17 protein-coding genes are annotated in these 17,987 nt (G+C 71.0%); 9 read left to right on the top strand and 8 right to left on the bottom strand.

What is annotated here, in order from left to right:
- Positions 1 to 11: 11 nt before the first annotated feature.
- Positions 12 to 389: a winged helix-turn-helix transcriptional regulator gene (locus tag OG410_RS38305; RefSeq protein ID WP_329303365.1), complete on the bottom strand. Its 378-nt coding sequence runs from the start codon at positions 387 to 389 to the stop codon at positions 12 to 14.
- Between the two features lie 107 nt (positions 390 to 496).
- Here OG410_RS38305 and OG410_RS38310 point away from each other — a divergent pair, with 107 nt between their 5' ends.
- Positions 497 to 862 carry a DoxX family protein gene (locus OG410_RS38310; RefSeq protein WP_329303366.1) on the top strand — a complete coding sequence of 122 codons (366 nt, stop codon included), beginning with the start codon at positions 497 to 499 and terminating at the stop codon, positions 860 to 862.
- Positions 863 to 953: 91 nt separating this feature from the next.
- Here the strand turns inward: OG410_RS38310 and OG410_RS38315 are convergent, their stop codons facing one another.
- Positions 954 to 2,126, bottom strand: a complete 1,173-nt coding sequence (locus tag OG410_RS38315; RefSeq protein ID WP_329303367.1) for an amidase domain-containing protein — start codon at positions 2,124 to 2,126, stop codon at positions 954 to 956.
- A gap of 418 nt (positions 2,127 to 2,544) precedes the next feature.
- On the opposite strand from OG410_RS38315, the gene OG410_RS38320 reads away from it, so the two are divergent.
- From OG410_RS38320 to OG410_RS38330, 3 genes are all read left to right on the top strand, one after another.
- Positions 2,545 to 3,501, top strand: a complete 957-nt coding sequence (locus tag OG410_RS38320) for a GlxA family transcriptional regulator (protein WP_326783743.1) — start codon at positions 2,545 to 2,547, stop codon at positions 3,499 to 3,501.
- Between the two features lie 140 nt (positions 3,502 to 3,641).
- On the top strand, positions 3,642 to 4,640 hold the full coding sequence (gap, locus tag OG410_RS38325; protein ID WP_329303368.1) for a type I glyceraldehyde-3-phosphate dehydrogenase: 999 nt from the start codon (positions 3,642 to 3,644) through the stop codon (positions 4,638 to 4,640).
- Between the two features lie 85 nt (positions 4,641 to 4,725).
- A complete protein-coding gene (locus tag OG410_RS38330) occupies positions 4,726 to 5,043 on the top strand; it encodes an antibiotic biosynthesis monooxygenase family protein (protein ID WP_326783741.1) in 318 nt (105 codons plus the stop codon).
- Positions 5,044 to 5,100: 57 nt separating this feature from the next.
- Here the strand turns inward: OG410_RS38330 and OG410_RS38335 are convergent, their stop codons facing one another.
- The 5 genes from OG410_RS38335 to OG410_RS38355 all read right to left on the bottom strand — a co-directional run bounded on the left by OG410_RS38335 (position 5,101) and on the right by OG410_RS38355 (position 10,576).
- A complete protein-coding gene (locus OG410_RS38335; RefSeq protein WP_329304434.1) occupies positions 5,101 to 6,282 on the bottom strand; it encodes a hypothetical protein in 1,182 nt (393 codons plus the stop codon).
- A gap of 191 nt (positions 6,283 to 6,473) precedes the next feature.
- On the bottom strand, positions 6,474 to 7,697 hold the full coding sequence (locus OG410_RS38340) for a bifunctional glycosyltransferase family 2/GtrA family protein (protein WP_329304435.1): 1,224 nt from the start codon (positions 7,695 to 7,697) through the stop codon (positions 6,474 to 6,476).
- Positions 7,698 to 8,001: 304 nt separating this feature from the next.
- Complete coding sequence (locus OG410_RS38345) at positions 8,002 to 8,529, bottom strand: hypothetical protein (protein WP_329303369.1); 528 nt, start codon at positions 8,527 to 8,529, stop codon at positions 8,002 to 8,004.
- Between the two features lie 8 nt (positions 8,530 to 8,537).
- Complete coding sequence (locus OG410_RS38350) at positions 8,538 to 9,053, bottom strand: SigE family RNA polymerase sigma factor (protein ID WP_329303370.1); 516 nt, start codon at positions 9,051 to 9,053, stop codon at positions 8,538 to 8,540.
- Positions 9,054 to 9,238: 185 nt separating this feature from the next.
- Positions 9,239 to 10,576 carry an NAD(P)-binding domain-containing protein gene (locus OG410_RS38355; protein WP_329303371.1) on the bottom strand — a complete coding sequence of 446 codons (1,338 nt, stop codon included), beginning with the start codon at positions 10,574 to 10,576 and terminating at the stop codon, positions 9,239 to 9,241.
- Between the two features lie 257 nt (positions 10,577 to 10,833).
- Between OG410_RS38355 and OG410_RS38360 the strand changes: the two genes are divergently transcribed.
- From OG410_RS38360 to OG410_RS38375, 4 genes are all read left to right on the top strand, one after another.
- Complete coding sequence (locus tag OG410_RS38360; RefSeq protein ID WP_329303372.1) at positions 10,834 to 11,484, top strand: TetR/AcrR family transcriptional regulator; 651 nt, start codon at positions 10,834 to 10,836, stop codon at positions 11,482 to 11,484.
- Entirely contained in the window at positions 11,484 to 13,196 is a 1,713-nt protein-coding gene (locus OG410_RS38365; RefSeq protein ID WP_329303373.1) for a GMC family oxidoreductase, read from the top strand. Before OG410_RS38360 ends, OG410_RS38365 begins: the two co-directional genes overlap by 1 nt.
- Entirely contained in the window at positions 13,193 to 13,843 is a 651-nt protein-coding gene (locus tag OG410_RS38370) for an acetoacetate decarboxylase family protein (protein WP_329303374.1), read from the top strand. Before OG410_RS38365 ends, OG410_RS38370 begins: the two co-directional genes overlap by 4 nt.
- 279 nt (positions 13,844 to 14,122) lie before the next feature.
- A complete protein-coding gene (locus tag OG410_RS38375) occupies positions 14,123 to 15,049 on the top strand; it encodes an SGNH/GDSL hydrolase family protein (protein WP_329303375.1) in 927 nt (308 codons plus the stop codon).
- Positions 15,050 to 15,135: 86 nt separating this feature from the next.
- Here the strand turns inward: OG410_RS38375 and OG410_RS38380 are convergent, their stop codons facing one another.
- The gene (locus OG410_RS38380; RefSeq protein ID WP_329303376.1) at positions 15,136 to 16,569 is read right to left on the bottom strand and encodes a cellulose binding domain-containing protein; all 1,434 of its coding nucleotides are present in this window, start codon (positions 16,567 to 16,569) and stop codon (positions 15,136 to 15,138) included.
- 298 nt (positions 16,570 to 16,867) lie between these two features.
- On the opposite strand from OG410_RS38380, the gene OG410_RS38385 reads away from it, so the two are divergent.
- Positions 16,868 to 17,743, top strand: a complete 876-nt coding sequence (locus OG410_RS38385; protein WP_329303377.1) for a GntR family transcriptional regulator — start codon at positions 16,868 to 16,870, stop codon at positions 17,741 to 17,743.
- The last annotated feature ends 244 nt before the right edge of the window (positions 17,744 to 17,987 follow it).

Genomic DNA, 17,987 nt, shown 5'->3' on the forward strand with positions numbered 1-17,987 from the left:
CCCCACCGGCATCACCCCGCCCCGTCCCCGTAAGCGGCTCTGCTGGCCTCGATCTCGCCGATGTGCTCGATCGCCCAGCCGGCCAGCGCGAGGGCCGGCGGAATGAGGCTCTCTCCGGTGGGGGTCAGCGCGTACTCGACGCGGGGCGGGACCTCCGCGTGCACCGTCCTCGACACCAGGCCGTCGCGCTCCAGGTTCCGCAGAGTCAGCGTCAGCATCCGCTGGGAGATGCCGGGAATCTGCCGCTGCAGATCCGTGAAGCGGAGCCGGCCCCGTTCGAGGGTCGTCACGATCAGCAGCGTCCACTTGTCGCAGATCCGGTCGAGGACGGTGCGGATCGTCCGACCGCCGTCTCCGCGGATCATGCAGGTGTGCTCGTACTGCGACACGACAGCTCCCTGTGGGTAGCGCACATCCATGTGCCTTTTGCGGACCCCCCGACGGTGACTCATCATGGGGCAACTTACGCCTGGTAACCATTGTGCGAGGAGCCGTCATGAACGTCGCCTACTGGATCGTCGCAGCGCTGCTGGCGGCCTTCTACCTCTATGCCGGAGGCATCAAGGTCCTGCAGAGCCAGGAGCAGTTGCGGCCGATGATGGGATGGGTCGACCGCGTGCCCATGCCGGTGGTGAGGCTCATCGGGACGTTGGAGGTCCTCGGCGCGGCGGGCCTGATCCTGCCGCCGCTCACCGGGATCGCGCCCTGGCTCGCCGTCGCCGCCGCGACGGGTCTCGTCCTGATCCAGGTGGGCGGGATATCCCTCCACCTCTCGCGCGGCGAGGCACGGCTGATCGGACTCAACATCGCCCTGCTGGCCGCCGCGGCGGCGGCCGTCTGGCTCGGGACCACCTGGCTCTGACCGGACCGGACCGCCCTGTGCGACACCCGCCGAACGCAAAGGGCGGGAGCCCGGCACATGGTGCCGGCTCCCGCCCCAGGAACGCGACCGCTCAGGTGCGGTAGGCGTAGTACGCGGCGTTCGGGTACGACGCGATGATGCTCGCCAACGACCGGTTGTAGGTGTTGGTGGAGTGGTACGACAGGTACGGCACACCCTGCGGGCTGCGGTACGTGACGATCATCGTGTGGTCCTTGGACCCGTCCTTGTTGAAGTCCATCTGGACGACGTCACCGATGTCGGCCTGATAGACGTTCGCGAGGCTGGTGGTCCGCTTCGAGGACAGCGCGAACCACGAGAACTCGTTGACACCGACGAACGAGTCCGACTGGATGTCGGCGTTGCCGAACCACTTGTGGAAGTCGTACACGTAACCGGGAACGTGCTTCCAGCCGCCCGCCTTCAGGGACTGGCTGACGAAGTTCGTGCAGTCCCCGCCGGCGCCCTCCCCGTTGAAGTCCGGGTACGCCGGGTTGTAGGTCTTCCAGTACTTCGCGGCGTACGCGGCCATGGCCTTGTAGTCGTAGCCGGTGGCCGAGAAGTTCTTCGGCTTGGCCGGCGCCGGCTTCGTGATGGCTGCACGGGTCGCCGAGGGCGGCGTGCTGTCACCGGTCATGGGCGTGGCGACGAACGTCGTGGCCTCGACCTGGTTGACCGCGACCCCGTCGTCCGTGTCACGGACGCTCGTGAGCTGCCAGTCGCCGTCGTGGTCGGCCTTGAACGTCAGCGTGTGGTGCGCCTCGAAGCCGGTGGTCTTCGGCTCGGTGCCCGTGGCCTTGTCGTAGGCCAGCGTCGTCGTCTCGGTGACGTCGACCGTGGCGTGACTGCCCTTCACCCGCGTACGGTCCAGCGACACCGTGGTGTTGGCCGAACGGTACTTCTCGCCGAGCTCCGCCAGACGGGCCTTGCGGCTCTCCAGCTTCGTCAGCGCGGACTTCTCGGCACGCGACTGGGCCGAGGACAGACGGACCTCGCCGGAGAACCGGGACGTCTTCTGCTTCGTTCCGTCGTCGCCCACCAGGGCGTCGGTGCGGTCGGTGAAGACCGCGTCCGCCAGGCGCTGGAAGGTCGCCTTCGTGGCCGCGTCCACCTTGGGGTCGGCGTTGACACTCGCAGCGCCCGCCGACCAGTTGGGCAGCAGGGCCGCGCCGGCGACGACCGAGGCGGCCGCCGCGGTGACTATGGTTGCGCGTTGCCGCTTACGGCTCAGTTTCCTTGATTTCAATGGGGATCCCCTCTACACCGGTATTCGATACCGGAGCCGCATCCTCGCACGGCGTGTGTGTCTCCTGTGAAGGGGGTTGCCGAAGCGGTACCGAGCCACGGAGACGGAAAGCCGCAGCTCCGCGCTCGCGAGGGCAATACCGGCGGGCCCACCGGTGCTGCCGACGGTCGTTGGCCCCGCGCAGGGACTCCGGGACTGTGGCGGTGGGCCTACGCCGGTTGTGGTGCCGGGGCATCACATACGGGTGTGAGAAGGCCTGCTGGAGGAGCGTGCGCGCGGACGGCCCCGCGCGAAGAGTTGGTGCGAACGGCCCGCGTGAACGGCCGGTGTGAAGGGCCCCGCGTGAACGGCCCGCGTGAACGATCCGCGCGAGCAGGTCGAACAGGCAGGATCCGCCCGCTCGCGTACCCTCTTCACCGTGCCGGCATCCCCCTTGCATCGCGTCGCCGTTCTCGTCCTCGAGGGTGCCAAACCACTCGATGTCGGTATTGCCGCGCAGGTGTTCACAACCAGGGCGAGCATGCCGTACGAGGTGAGGGTGTGCGGCGCGGAACCCGGCCTCGTGACCGGCGGCGACGGACTGTCGTACCACGTCGCCCACGGGCTCGAACAACTCGCGTGGGCCGAACTCGTCTTTGTCCCCGGCTACCGGTCCCCGGACCGCGAGGACCCGCCGCCCGCCGTCGTCGACGCGCTGATCGAGGCCCATGAGAGGGGCGCCCGCCTCGCGGCCATCTCGACGGGCGCGTTCGCGCTCGCCGCCACCGGGCTGCTCGACGGCAGGCGGGCCACGACGCACTGGCACTACACACGGGCGCTCGCGGCGAAACACCCACTCATCAACGTCGACGAGAACGTCCTGTTCGTCGACGAGGGGAGTGTGCTCACGTCGGCCGGCGCCGCCTCCGGGATCGACCTGTGCCTCCACATCCTGCGCGGCGACCTCGGAGTGGCCGCGTCGAACCACGCGGCCCGCCGACTGGTCGCGGCCCCCTACCGCAGCGGCGGCCAGGCACAGTACGTCCCGCGCAGCGTCCCCGAACCGCTGGGGGAACGGTTCGCCGCCACCCGCGAATGGGCACTGCACCGGCTCGGCGAACCCCTTTCCCTGGAGACACTCGCCCAGCACGCGGCCGTCTCGCCGCGCACCTTCTCGCGGCGCTTCGCGCAGGACACCGGGTACACGCCGATGCAATGGGTCATGCGGGCCCGCATCGACATGGCCCGCGAACTCCTGGAGCGTTCGCAATGGAGTGTCGAGCAGATCGCCGCGGGCGTGGGCCTCGGCACCGGAGCCAACCTGCGGCTGCACTTCCACCGGATCCTCGGCACCTCCCCGAGCGAGTACCGGCGCACCTTCACCCAGGGCGAATAGCCCGTCTTCACCCGGGGCGAACAGCCCGCCGCGGACCGACCGCGGTGGCTGGCGCGATCCTTGCGGACCATGGCGATCTCGCCGCTGTCACCGCCCCGCACGGCGCGCGAACCTGGAAGGGAGCCGAAGGGACATCACTCATGACTCGTATCGCCATCAATGGATTTGGCCGCATCGGACGCAACGTTCTGCGCGCGTTGCTGGAACGCGACACGGACCTGGAAGTCGTCGCGGTGAACGATCTGACGGAACCCGCCGCCCTCGCGCGGCTGCTCGCCTACGACTCGACGTCCGGCCGGCTCGGCCGCCCGGTGACCGTCGACGGGGACACCCTTGTCGTGGACGGCAAGCGCATCAAGGTGCTGGCCGAGCGTGATCCGGCGCAGCTGCCCTGGGCCGAGCTCGCCGTCGACGTCGTCCTGGAGGCCACCGGTCGTTTCACCTCGGCCAAGGCGGCCGGGGCGCACCTCGACGCCGGTGCGAGGAAGGTGCTCGTCAGCGCGCCGGCCGAGGGCGCCGATGTGACGCTCGCGTTCGGTGTCAACAACGACGCCTACGACCCGGCCCTGCACACGATCGTCTCGAACGCGTCGTGCACGACCAACGCGCTCGCCCCGCTGGCCGCCGTGCTCGACGATCTCGCCGGCATCGAGCACGGCTTCATGACGACGGTGCACGCGTACACCCAGGAGCAGAACCTTCAGGACGGTCCGCACCGCGACGCCCGGCGGGCCCGTGCCGCCGCCGTCAACATCGTGCCGACCACGACCGGTGCCGCCAAGGCGATCGGCCTGGTGCTGCCGAACCTCGAAGGCAAGCTGTCGGGCGACTCGATCCGGGTGCCGGTGCCGGTGGGCTCGATCGTCGAGCTCAACACCACCGTGGCCCGCGACGTGACACGCGACGAGGTCCTCGCGGCCTACCGTGCCGCGGCCGAGGGCCCGCTCGCCGGCGTCCTCGAATACTCGGAGGACGCGCTCGTCTCGTCCGACATCACGGGCAACCCGGCCTCGTCGATCTTCGACTCGGCTCTCACCCGCGTCGACGGCCGCCACATCAAGGTGGTCGCCTGGTACGACAACGAGTGGGGCTTCTCCAACCGTGTCATCGACACACTCGGGCTTCTCACGGCCGGCTGAGCCGGGGTCAGGGCAGGGGCCGTCCGATCGGGGCATCGGGCGGCCCCTGATCCGTGCGCCGACCGTGGTGGGGCAGGATGGACGTATGAGCGTAGTCAAGATCAACGTGCTGACCGTCCCGGCCGAACAGCGGGAAACCCTCGAGAAGCGCTTCGCCTCGCGCGCCGGCGCCGTGGAGAGCTCCGACGGCTTCGAGTGGTTCGAGCTTCTCCGCCCCGTCGAGGGCACCGACGACTACCTGGTGTACACGCGCTGGCGTGACGAGGCATCGTTCCAGGCGTGGATGGAGGGTCCCATGAAGGCGGCCCACCAGGGCGGCGGCGACCGTCCGAAGCCCGCCGCGAGCGGGTCCTCGGTCTGGTCGTTCGAGGTCGTGCAGCAGGCGGCGCCCAAGAACGCCTGACACCCGCCACGGCGGGAACGTGCCCCGCACCGAGGGACCGGTGCGGGGCACGTTCCGTCATGGAATGCCGACCTCGAACAGGACGTACCCGGCGTAAGAGCCCGAGGCGAGTGCCGCGATCGTGAGGATCGTGCACAGGACCGGAAGGCTGAGCCGGCGCATGGCGGTGGCGCAGGGGATGAGGAGCGGGAAGGCCGGGAGCAGGTAGCGGGACACGTTGCCGAAGATCTGCTGGCTGCCCAGGACGAGTGCCATGGTCAGCAGGGTGCTGACGGTCAGCACGAGCGGCGGGCGCAGCCGGAACAGCAGGGGCAGGGTGATCAGGGCCAGCAGGACGGTGCCGGCGGCGATGACGTCTTCGTGGGGGTAGGCGAAGAGGTAGTCGTAGTGGCCGACCATCAGGGACGAGAGCACCTTGACGGTGTGGCGGCCGTAGTCGAACGAGTGGGCCCAGGCTTTGTCCTGGAGCGTGAAGTACCCGCCGTAGTCGCCCATCCGGTGTCCCACCCAGCCGAGGTAGCCGGCCAGACCGATGGGGGAGATCAGGACGGCCGCCACCGGGCGCAGGACCGCGTCCCGGGGCCGTGCCCATTCCGGGGCGGGGCGGTCCCTCCAGCGGCGCAGCGCGCGCCAGTGCTGGATCAGGTCCACGAGCGCGACGAGGGCGAGTGCCCCGATCAGTGCGGTGGCCGTCGGCCGGGTGAGGCCCGCGGCGCAGGTCAGCAGGCCCGCGGTGAGCCAGTTGCGGCGCATGACGGCGTAGCAGGCCCAGGCGGCGAGGGCGACGTAGAGGGACTCCGAGTAGCCGGACCACTCCGCACCGGATCCGGGCCACACGGCCCACAGCCCGGCGGCGGCCAGCCCGGCGCGCCGCCCGCTGATGTGGGCGGTCACGGCGTAGATGGCCAGGGCTGCCACGAACGAGGCGGCGACGGAGACCACCAGGCCCGCGCCGAGCAGACCGAGCCCGGTGCAGGAGGAGACCAGGCGCATCAAGGCGGGGTACAGGGGGAAGAACGCGGCGGAGTTGCCTTCGAGGGTGATCAGGCCGGTGGCGCCGCGCACCGGTACGAGGGCGGGGTGGTAGCCGTGCGCGGCGATCTGCTGGTACCACCAGCCGTCCCAGGTGGCCAGGACGTCCCAGGTGTGGGCGCCGCCCCCGAAGCGGGGGTTCTTCCGGCGGAAGTCGCCGGAGGAGTCGAGCAGGTACATGAACACGCAGAAGCCGACGAGCTTCATCGTGCCGTACAGGGCGAGGACCGGACCGTGCCGCTTCGCCGCCCGGCACAGCCGCTGCCGCCAGGCCGGGCCGCCGTCCGGGTTCGTGCCACCCCGGTTCGTGCCGTCCGGCCGTGTGATCGTGGGCCAACGGACCGCGTTGCGGGGCCTGTTGCCCTGGGGTGCCGAGGCGGCCGTGAGACCGGTCCCGTTCATCGTGGACCGTTTCCCGTGCCGTCGCCCTGGGCGGCGGCGAACACCCAGGTGCGCAGGAGCAGGAACCGCAGCAGTGTCGCCGCCAGGTTGGCGGTGACGAGGACCACGATCTCGGCGGAGCGTCCTGGTGTGTGCGTCCAGTGGTGCAGCGCGGCCAGTGAGCCGCTGGTGAGCGCGAGTCCGAGGCCGAAGACGGCCAGCCCCTTGGCCTGGTGGCGCAGTGCTCCGCCCCTGCCGTGCAGCCCGAAGGTGAGCCTGCGGTTGGCGGCCGTGTTGGCGACGGCGCAGACCAGCAGCGCCCAGGCGTTGGCGGCCTGAGGGCCCGTCACCGGGCGCAGAGCCGCGTACAGGAGGACGTACCCGATCGTGCTGACCGCGCCCACGGCGCCGAACCGCAGCAGCTGAGCCGTCAGGGAGGTCCGGGGCGCGCTCTCGGAGGCGCGCCCGAGCCGCGCCATGGGCAGCGTGCCACGGGCCAGCGCACGGCCGATCCTCGCGATGCCCCGCAGGTCGGCGACGGCGGTCGACAGCAGATCGACCCGGCTGTCGGGGTCGTCCACCCAGTCGACGGGTACCTCGTGGATCCGCAGCCCGGCGCGCTCGGCGATCACCAGCAGCTCGGTGTCGAAGAACCAGCCCGAGTCCTCCACCAGCGGCAGCAGGCGCTCGGCGACATCGCGGCGGACGGCCTTGAAGCCGCACTGCGCGTCGGAGAAGCCGACGGCGAGGGCGGAGCGCAACAGGGCGTTGTAGCAACGGGAGATGATCTCTCGGCGGGGGCCGCGTGTCACCCGGGAGCCGCGGGCCAGCCGGGTGCCGATGGCGATGTCGGAGTGCCCGGATATCAGCGGGGCGACGAGCGGCAGGAGCGCGTTCAGCTCGGTGGACAGGTCGACGTCCAGATAGGCGAGCACCGGCGCGTTCGAGCCCGACCACGCGGCGCGCAGAGCCCGGCCGCGCCCCTTCTCGTCGAGCCGTATCCACGTCGCCTCGGGCAGGTCGGCGGCCAGCCGGGCGGCTATCCGCGGGGTGGCGTCGGTGCTCGCGTTGTCGGCGACGGTGATGCGGAACGGGTACGGGAACGTCTCGCGCAGGTGGGCGTGCAGGCGACGCACGCTCGGTTCCAGGTCGGTCTCCTCGTTGAACACGGGGACGACCACGTCGAGAACGGGTTCGGTGTGGTCCGCCGGCAAGGGAAGCCGGACGGGCAGGCGGTCCACGAGCACACGGTCGGCGGGCGTGCGGTCGAGGGGAAGCCCTTCCGCGGACCTTCGCTCGCCCGGCCGTCGCTCCCGGGGTGGCCCGCTGTCGTGTTCCTCGATGTTCTCCACGTCCTCGCGGCCTTCGGAATCCGCGAAACCCTGGAAGCCCGTGGGCACGGACCGCATTACCTTCGTCATGGTGTGTCCTGTTCTGTGTGCTGTCGTGGGGCAGGCCGGAGACGTTCGCGGCCGAACCGCGTCGACGGGGTGCGGGTGGGGAATCGTGCGGCCGGGGACTGTGCCGGCGGAGCTGGTGCCGGGCCTAACCGGTGTTCGTCTCGGCCGACGACGAGGGTTCGAGGTGCGACGGAGGCGGCGAGGACGTCGGGGTCTCGCTCGGCGTCGCCGGTTCGGTGGCCGGTGCACGGGTCGTGGAGGTGGCCCCGTCGCCGGGGTCGGAGGCGGCCGAGGTCGAACTCTCCGTCGTGGTGGGCGTCTCGGGGGGACCCGAGGTTCCGGCGGTGTTCTCGGCCGTGCCGGTGGCCGACTCGCTGGGTGTCCCGCTGGACGACGGGGTCGGTGAGGGGGTGACGTACGGGGAGGCGGGGGTGGTCGTGGGCCGCGGCACGGGGCCCAGGGGGCGGTCGCGGTCCGGGGCGTGCGGCAGCAGGAACACGCCGACGCAGATCCCGGCGGCGGCCAGGACGCAGCTCGCCGCCTTCTGTGCCGCGCGGATCCGGCGGCGGACGCGGACGCCCTCCCGGAGGCTGTTCTGCTGTGCGGGCTCGAAGGGGGTCTGTTCCTGGGCGTCGCGCATCATCCGCGCCAACTCCCGCTCGAATTGGTCCATTCTTCTCTTCACCCCACCGGCTCGATGACATCCGCCAGGATCTGGCGCAGTCGCGCCACACCGCGTGACGCGTGGGAACGGGCGGTGCCCAGCGGGCAGCCCAGGACCTCCGCGACCTGTTTCTCGGGCAGGTCCTGGTAGTAGCGCAGCACTACGGCCGCCCGTTGCCGGGGCGGCAGTTGGGCGAGGGCCGCTTCGAGGCGCGAGCGCTCCACCACGGCGGCGGACTCGTCGCCGGTGTGCGCGACGTCCGGCAGTGCCTCCACGGGGCGTTCGCCCCACCACCGCCGCCGTGCGGAGCGGGCGGCGGCGCGGGCCAGGATTTTCCGTACGTACGCCTCGGGTGCCTCGTCGGCCACCTTCGGCCAGGCGAACCAGAGTTTGACCAGGGCCTCCTGGAGCAGATCCTCGGCGCGGTGCCGGTCGCCGGCGCAGAGCAGGCGCGCGAGGTGGAACAACGCCGACCAACGGGCCGCGACGAAGCCGTCGAAGCCGTCGGTCCCTTCGGCTCTTGTCTGTTCCATCCGCACCGTCCCCGCACTTGCCGGCTCGTACACCTGGGGAAAGACGCTGGGGGGTGCCCTGCTATGCACCGATGTCGCGTGATCTGGATCACGCGGGGTGAGGCCGAGGTGCGGGCGTGCGTCGACGATGCCTCGTCGGGCGGGGGGTGTGGGCGGGGCTGTGGGCTGCTTGGCGCGTGGCCTTCTCAGCGGCCGGTGGTACCCCGCCGAACCCGGGCCGTGCCCCTGCGCCGTTCCGTCCGCAGTTCCCGGAGATAGGCCTGCGCGTCCACCTGGATGGTGTGCCGGGTCGAGGTGACGTAGCGGTGTGCCAGCCTCGCGCGGTACGCGCCGGTCTCCTGGCGCATCCGCTCGGGTCCGGGCAGCGCGCAGCGGCCCTGGAGGAGATCGGCCACCCAGTGCGCCTGCGCCTCCGCGAGCGGCATGATCGCGCCGAGGGGCTGGACCAGTCCGATGAAGTAGAGGCCGGGACGGTCCGGCGCGACCACCCGGTGGTAGAGCTCGATGTCGTTGTCGGACGGATCGATCACCTCGTCCTCGAGGAACGGGAACGCGATGTCGTAGCCCGTGCAGTAGACGATCGCGTCGATCACCTCCTCGCTTCCGTCCTCGAACGTCACCCGGTCGCCCTCCAGCCGCACGGGAGCGGGTCTCACGGTGAGGTCGCCGTGGCCGAGGCGCGAGAGCAGGTCGTCGGAGATGGTCGGATGGGCGCCCAGCACGCGGTGCCGGGGCGTCGGCAGCCCGTAGTCCTTCAGCCGGCCCCGGCTGAGCCGCAGCAGAAGCCGCAGGCCTTGTTCCTGAACGGACAGCGGGGCCCGTGACAGCCAGGAGCCGGTGAGATGGTCGGTGGGCACGCCGAAGAGGTACTTGGGCAGGATGTGCGCACCGCGGCGCATGGCGAGGACCGTGCGCCGGGACACCCGTGAGGTCTCCACCGCGATGTCGCAGGCCGAGTTGCCGATGCCGAGGACGAGGACGCGTTTGTCGGCGAAGGGCTCCGGTGTCCGGTAGTCGTGCGAGTGCGTCTGCGAGCCGGTGAACTCCTCGGCTCCCGGAAGGGACGGCCGGGGCCAACGGGCCTTCCAGTGATGCCCGTTGGCGACGAGGACGGCATCGTAGACCCGTTCGGCGGTCTCACCCGAGTCCAGTTGGCGGGTCGTGACGCCCCACTTTCCGCCGGGCAGGGGTTCGGCGCGCACCACCTCGGTGCGGAACGCGATCGACGTCCGCAGCCCGAAGTGGTCCACGAAGCTGTCGAAGTACCGGGCGATGTGGAAGTGGCTGGGATAGACCGGACAGTCCTCCGGCATGGGGAAGCTCGCGTACTCCATGATCTGGCGCGAGGTGTTGATGTGCAGCGAGCGGTACGCGGACGACATCCCGTTGTCGTTCAGATAACGCCAGTTGCCGCCGACCTCGGAGCCGGTCTCGTAGCAGTCGTACGCGATCCCGCGCTCCGCCAGCACCTGGCAGGCGGCGATCCCGGACGAGCCCGCCCCGATCACACAGACCCTGTCCATGCCCGCCCCTTCCTGAACCCACGCCGGTGACCACCCGGTCACATGACCGGGCGGTCACAGGCTGCTGTCCGTCGGGCCGCCGTGTCAATGACCCTGACGAGAGCGGGAGTTCGGGCATGCGAAGGCCCGACGATGCCGGACGCCGCGATCTGTGCCCGTCGACTCCCTTTCCTGCCGGACTCGTTGACAGGGTGCGTCCACCGCACCGACGATGACCGGGCGGTCACATGACCGCCCGGTCATACGCAGGAGCACGCATGCCCACTTCCACCTGGACCCGGCTGTCACCCGTGCGGCGCGAACGGGTCCTGGTCGCCGCGATGGACGAGTTCGGCACCCACGGCTACTCCACCGGAAGCCTCAATGTCATCGCCCGCGAGGCCGGTGTGGCCAAGGGCTCGCTGTTCCAGTACTTCGAGGGCAAGCTCGACCTGTTCGCCTACGTGGCCGAGCAGACCTCCCTGCGCGTCTACGCCGCCATGCGGCCCTGGCTCGACGGATACGACGGCTCCACGGAGTTCTCCCGCCATCTCACCGACGCCCTGGAGGCGTGGTTCGACTACTTCGCCGGCCACCCGCTGGAACGAGGGGTCACCGCGGCCACCAACATGGAACTCGACCCGGCCGTCCGCAACGCCGTACGCGCCCCGGTGCAGGACATGTACCTCGCCGGTCTGCGCCCCCTGGTCGAGCGGGCGGTCGAGACCGGCGACCTGCGCAAGGGGGCCGACGTCGACGCCCTGCTGTCCCTGCTGCTCGTCCTGTTGCCGCACCTCGCGCTCGCGGCCCACACCCTGGGCCTCGAAGGACCGGTGCGCCTCGCGGGCGAACACCCGGAAGTCCGCCGGGCGAACATCGCCCGCCTGATCGGCCCGGTCCTCGCCGACTTCGTACCGAAGGGGCCCTGATGGACACACCCGACTACGACGTACTCGTCATCGGCTCCGGATTCGGCGGCAGCGTCACCGCGCTGCGCCTCACCGAGAAGGGGTACCGCGTCGGGATCCTGGAGGCAGGACGCCGCTTCGCCGACGACGACTTCCCCCGAACCTCCTGGCACGTGCGCGACTACCTCTTCGCCCCCCGCCTCGGCTGCACGGGCATCCTGCGCATGACGCTGCTCGGCGATGTCCTCGTCCTCACCGGCGCGGGCGTCGGCGGCGGCTCCCTCGGCTACGCCAACACGCTCTACGAGCCGCCGGACGCCTTCTACGAGGGCTCGCCGTGGGCCGCCATCACCGACTGGCGCGGCGAACTCGCGCCCTACTACGCCCAGGCCCGCCGCATGCTCGGTGTCACCGACAACCCCCTGTTCACCGACGCCGACCGGCTCCTGAAGGACACCGCGGACGACCTCGGCCGCGCGGACACCTTCAGGACCGTGCCGGTCGGCGTGTACTTCGGGCCGCCCGGCACGGCACCCGGCGCCCGCGTCGCGGACCCCTGGTTCGGCGGCGCGGGGCCGGACCGCAACGCCTGTCTGCACTGCGGCGCGTGCATGACGGGCTGTCGGCACAACGCGAAGAACACCTTGCCCAAGAACTATCTGGGCCTGGCCGAACGCGCCGGCGCCGAGGTGCTGGCCCTGCGCACCGTCACCGACGTCACCCCGCGCGGTGAGGGCTGGGCCGTCACCTCGGTACGCACCGGCGCGGGCCCGCGTCGCCGTGTACGGACCCTGACCGCCCGGCACGTCGTCTTCGCGGCGGGCGCCCTCGGCACCCAGCGGTTGCTGCACCGGCTGCGGGAGGGCGGTTCCCTGCCGCGGGTGTCCCCCCGCCTCGGCCGGCTGACCCGCACCAACTCCGAGGCCATTCTCGGCGTGAGGGCCAGGGACAGGACCACCGACTTCAGCCGCGGCGTCGCCATCACCTCCTCCGTGCACCTCGACGAGAACACACACGTCGAGGCCGTCCGCTACGGCCGCGGGAGCAATCTGCTCGGACTGCTCGGCGCCATGCTCGTCGACCCCGTCCGCGGCCGCTCCCGGCTGCTCACCGGACTGGTCGCGATGGCACGCAACCTGCGTGACCTGCCCAGCCTGCACAACCCGCGCCGCTGGTCCCAGCAGACCGTCGTCCTGCTGGTCATGCAGTCCCTCGACAACTCGGTGACGACGTACCTCCGCCGCACCCTGACCGGGCGCAAGCGGCTGACCAGCCGCCCCGGCGAGGGCACCCCCAACCCGTCCTGGATACCCGCCGGGCACCGGGCGGCCCGCACAGCGGCCGAGCGCATCGGCGGCCAGGCCTGCGGCACCTGGGGCGATCTGTTCGACATCCCCACCACCGGACACCTCATCGGCGGCTGCACCGTCGGCGAGACCCCGCAGACCGGTGTCGTCGACCCCTACCACCGGCTGCACGGACATCCGGGCCTGCACGTCATCGACGGCTCCACGATCTCGGCGAACCTCGGGGTGAACCCCTCCCTCACCATCACCGCCCTGGCCGAGCGGGCCGTCGCCCTGTGGCCCAACCGTGGCGAGGAGGACCCCCGGCCCGAACCCGGTCTGCCCTACCGCCGGGTGCGGCCGGTACCGCCGAGGCACCCCGCCGTGCCCACGGGCGCACCGGCGGCACTGCTGCTGGAACCCCCCACCGGAAAGGACACCCCGTGACGCCCTACCCCGAGGAACCCTGGCACCTGGCGGGCCAGATGTATCTGTCGCTGTGGCTGGTGCCGGCCCGCGAACTGCCCCCGGTGGCGGACGGCACCCGGCCGGTCACCATCGCCGGGCGCGGCGCGGTCGGCGCCGCCTGGGTCGTCTACGAGAACGACAGCGTCCTGCACTACAACGAACTGCTCCGGGCCGTCCTCGTACGCGACGGCCGCCGCCCGCGGGTCTGCGTCACCGACATCTGGGTGGACAGCGCCGCCTCGATGGCCGGCGGCAGGGAACTGTGGGGCATTCCGAAGGAGATGGCGGACTTCGAGATCGACCGGACCGCCGGCGTCCGGGCCGGCGCGGCGACGGACAAGGGCGTCCTGGCCGCCGCGTCCTTCGAACCCGGCCGCCGGATGCCGGGCCGCTGGCCCCTCACCTACCGCGTCACGCAGACCCTCGACGGCGCGCTGAAGACCAGTTCCGTCCGCTCGCGCTCCGCCGTCCGAACGGCACGGGCCCGCTGGAGCGCGCAAGAGGACGGCCCGCTGGGGGAGTTGGGCCGCCGTCCGCCCCTTCTCAGCCTGGCCCTGGACGACTTCACCATCCGGTTCGGCGACGCCGCCGCCGGCGCGTCCGCGCGGCAGGCACCCACGCCGTAGCCGCGCGGGACCGTGTCCCGGCCGGCGTGATCCGTCGCCCACCGTCACCCCCTGCTCATCGAGCGTACACACGCACGGTGAACCGGTGCGCGGGGGACGAGAGTTGGACAAGTGGAGGGCGATCAACCCCTGTTCCGGCGGCCTACCGGCCGGTATACAGACCAGGTTGGGTCTGCCGGGCAGGAGCCGTCCGGCCTGTCGCGGCGCCGCGAAAACCCGTGCGCCGCGGGACGCCGGTACCCGTTCAGCAGGCTGTCATGGCTTCAGGGGAGGGGCACGATGAACGATCACACGCGGCCGGAAAACGCCGGTTCCAGGCGACGGGGCGCCCTGGCGCTGGGGGCCGCGCTGAGCAGCTGCGCGCTCGTCGCGGGCGTCGCGGCGGCGGTCCCCGCCGAAGCGGGCGAAGGGCACACGGCGCATGGTGTGGACTACGTCGCGCTCGGCGACTCGTACACCTCAGGGCCCCTGATCCCTCAGCAGGTCGACGCGAACTGCGCGCGCTCCGACCACAACTACCCGTCGATCACCGCGGCCGCCCGCAAGGTCGCCTCCTTCACGGACGTCAGTTGCTCCGGCGCGAAGACCGACGAGATGTGGAAGGCACAGGGGACCAACGGACCCCAGCTCGACGCGGTGAAGCACGGCACCGACCTGGTGACCCTGCAGATCGGCGGCAACGACATGGGCTTCGGCCCGATCATCTCCACCTGCGCCGGGCTCAGTTCGAAGGACCTCGCGGGCAACCCCTGTCAGCAGTACTACGGCGCCGCGGGCTACGACCAGCTCACCGTGAACATCCTCCAGACGGCTCCCAAGGTCGCCCGGGTGCTGCGTGAGATACACGCCAGGGCGCCGCACGCCCGCGTGGTCGTCGTCGGCTACCCCGACCTCCTGCCCGACGACGGCAGCGGCTGCTACCCGACGGTGCCGTTCGCCGCGAAGGACTTCCCCTATCTGCGCGACACCGGCAAGCGGCTCAACCTGATGCTCCGCACCGTGGCCTTCCTGAACCGGGCCGAGTACGTGGACACCTACAGGCCCACCGTGGGCCACGACATGTGCAAGGCGCCCGCCGACCGCTGGATCGAGCCGCTGCGCCCGACCTCGCCCGCGGCTCCGGCCCACCCCAACGCCAAGGGCCAGGAGGCCATGGCGCGCGCGGTGCTGGCCGGGCTGGGCCGGGGAGCGGGCCACCGCGGCTGACCGGTCCCGGTCTGCGTACCCGCCGGGTGAACCTCCCTGTCGGCGAGCGCGCGTGCGCTCGCCGACAGGCCCTTCGGACGGCCGCGTCAGGGAGCCGGTACCTCGTCCACGAACGCGGTTCCGGCACCGCGGTAGGCGGCCACCTTCGAGGCGACCTGGGCCGGGGTGAGGACCTGGTCCTTGACGTGCAGGACGTAGTCGACCTGTTCGTTGTAGGCGCGGGCCCCGGTCGAGGTCTGCCCGGCGAGGTCGATCAGCCACTGGTTGAAGTTGATCGACATGGGCCGCTCGGGAAGGTACTGGGCGTCGTGGGTGCCGAACAGCTGTCCGTCGATGTAGTACTTGATGCTGCCGCTGTCGATCGTCAGGACCAGGTCGTGCCAGCCGGCGTAGCTCCGGCGCGCCTCGGTGTGCTGGTTGACGGCCTGCCAGGGATCGGGGTTGTACGTCTCCCAGGAGGTCGTGTAGAGGATGTTGCCCGGCTCGCCCCAGCCGCCGTTGGGCAGATACTCGAAGTCGTACTCGGCGTAGTCGTCGGCCATCGGCGCCGTGAGGTCGTTGATGGTGAAGAACGTCTGCACCAGGTGATCGCCGTCGGGGCCGGACTCGGGAGCGTCGGCGAACCTCACCCGCGCCGCGTAGGTGCCGTTCCTGAACTTCACGCTCCTGGAGACGACCTCGGTCTGCCGGGTGGACTCGGCGGTGCCCGAGGTCGACGTCTGGAGGTTCATCACCGTGTTGCCCGACACGACGGGGAACGTCACCTTGGAGGGGTCCCAGGTCGCGCCGGGAACCCCGGGACCGCCGGAGTTCGAGCGGACGTTCCAGCCGTGTGCGGAGATCGCGGGGTCGGTGTACGACGAGTAGGTGAAGTCGTCGAACAGCGCCTGGCCGCCGCCGGGCGGGTCGGTGGGGTCGGTGGGGTCGGTCGGATCCGTGGGGTCGTTGCCCGCGGGCGCCGTGCCCCACACGGTGGTTCCGGCGAGCTGGGCGGTGACCTTGCTCCAGTCCGCGTACGAGGTCTGCGCCCCGTTGAAGGAGTAGTCGTCCGCCTGTTTCACGGACTGCCAGTTGGACTGGTAGAAGCGCAGTTGCATGTCGCCGGTGTCGGCACCCGGAGCCAGCGCGCCGGCCGTGGAGGTGAAGCCGATCTCCAGGTACCTGTCCGCGGTTCCGGTGGGGTGGGCCAGTGTGCCGAACGTGCCGGTGATGTTCGCGCATCCCTTGACGGCCCAGGAACAGGCGAAGCGGTAGGCGGCGCCCGCCGAGTCCGCCTTGAAGTAGTAGCGGATCCTCACCTGGCTCAACTGCACCGACGCCGAGCCGGTGTTGCGCACCTTGAACCAGGGCTCGCTCTGGTCGGCGGTGGCACCGCTCGCGCTGGTGCGGTACTGGACGGCGAGGCCTCCGGCCGCGGCGGCGGGGGCGGACATCGGAACGGCCACCAGGGCGGTGCCGCCCAGGAGGGCCGACAGGGCGAGGGCCACGCGGCGGCGGCCTGTGGACGGGCGGTTTCTCATGTGAGTTCCTTCCGGTGGGCTCCCGCGGGGCGCGGGAGGTGGGGGTGCTCAGGAACACGTGGAGTCATGCCGTGCTTGACCAGTTGACCGGTCGGCCTTACCAGTTGACGTCGCCTGAAAAGTGGCATAGACCAATGCGTCCGTCAACCCCCTTGTATTCAAGGGAAGTTGGCTGAAGAGGGCGGTGTGCGTCACCGTTGGGTCAAGCGAGCCGGAACCAATTCACGGGAATCGGCAGACCAGTTAGGGTCAGGGGCCATACCAGTTGGCCGGCACAGACGACGAGAGAGGGTCCCGCATGGAGATCGACTCCGCCGCCTCCCGCGCGGTACTCAAGCGGGAAAGGGTCCGGGACACGATCCTCGAACTCATCGAGGAACGCTGCCCCGGCGACGCCATCCCCTCCGAGCGCACGCTCTGCGCCCGACTCGGGGTGTCCCGCCCCACCTTGCGGGCGGCCGTGGACCAACTCGTGGTGGCCGGGCTCCTGGTGCGTGAGCACGGACGGGGCATGTTCGTGGCCGCCGAGAAGATCACGCAGGAACTCGTCCCGGACCGGCGGACGTTCAGCCTGCCCCGGGCCGCGGGTACATGGACCAGCAGGATCCTGGAGTTCAGCACGGTGTCCGCCGGTGCCCGGGTGGGCCGCAGGCTGCGCGTCTCTCCCGCTGCCGACATCCGGTACGTGGCACGGCTCCGCCTCGTCGACGGCTCGCCCATGGCCATCGAGTACCTGCACGTCCCCGCCGGCCTCGTGCCCGACCTGACCAGTGACGAACTGGAGAACGGCGACCTTTACGAGCACCTCGGCGAACGGCACGGGATCCAGGTCAGCGAGGCGGTCCAGTCGATCGAGCCCACGGTCCTGACCCGCGACGAGGCGGGCCTGCTCGACGTGCCGGAGCTGTCCCCGGCGCTGCTGTTCGAGCGCCTCACCTCGGACGCCGCGGGCCGGCCGGTGGAGTACGTCCACTCGATCTACCGCGGGGACCGCTACCGCATCGTCTCCCGGCTGGCCCTCGGTCCCCGCTCCGGGCAGTCGTCATCCCGCGACGGACATCACCCCGGGATCCCGCCGGGTGACTTCCTGCCGGGTGAACCCGTCACCTTCTCCACCCGGGGCGTGGTGGCCCGCGGCCTCTTCGGGCAGGGCGAGGGCGGCGGCGCGACGTGACTGGCGAGCGGGGGTCCCGCGTCCGTCGCAGCGGCGCGCGGAGGCTCGGCCGCGGTGTCCGTCCGCCGCGACGCGGTGTGGCGCCTGGGCTAGTGTGAGCTGGACAACATACTCATCCCGGTCATTTCGTGCTGCCGATCGTTCTGTCACCCTCGTGCGTCCGCCGCTCGGTGCGGCCTGGCACGGAAGCTTGTGGCAGGCGGGACCCGAGGGCTGTCGCGGGGGAGTCTCCGCCGTACGCGTC

Source organism: Streptomyces sp. NBC_00659, assembly GCF_036226925.1.
Lineage (GTDB): Bacteria > Actinomycetota > Actinomycetes > Streptomycetales > Streptomycetaceae > Streptomyces.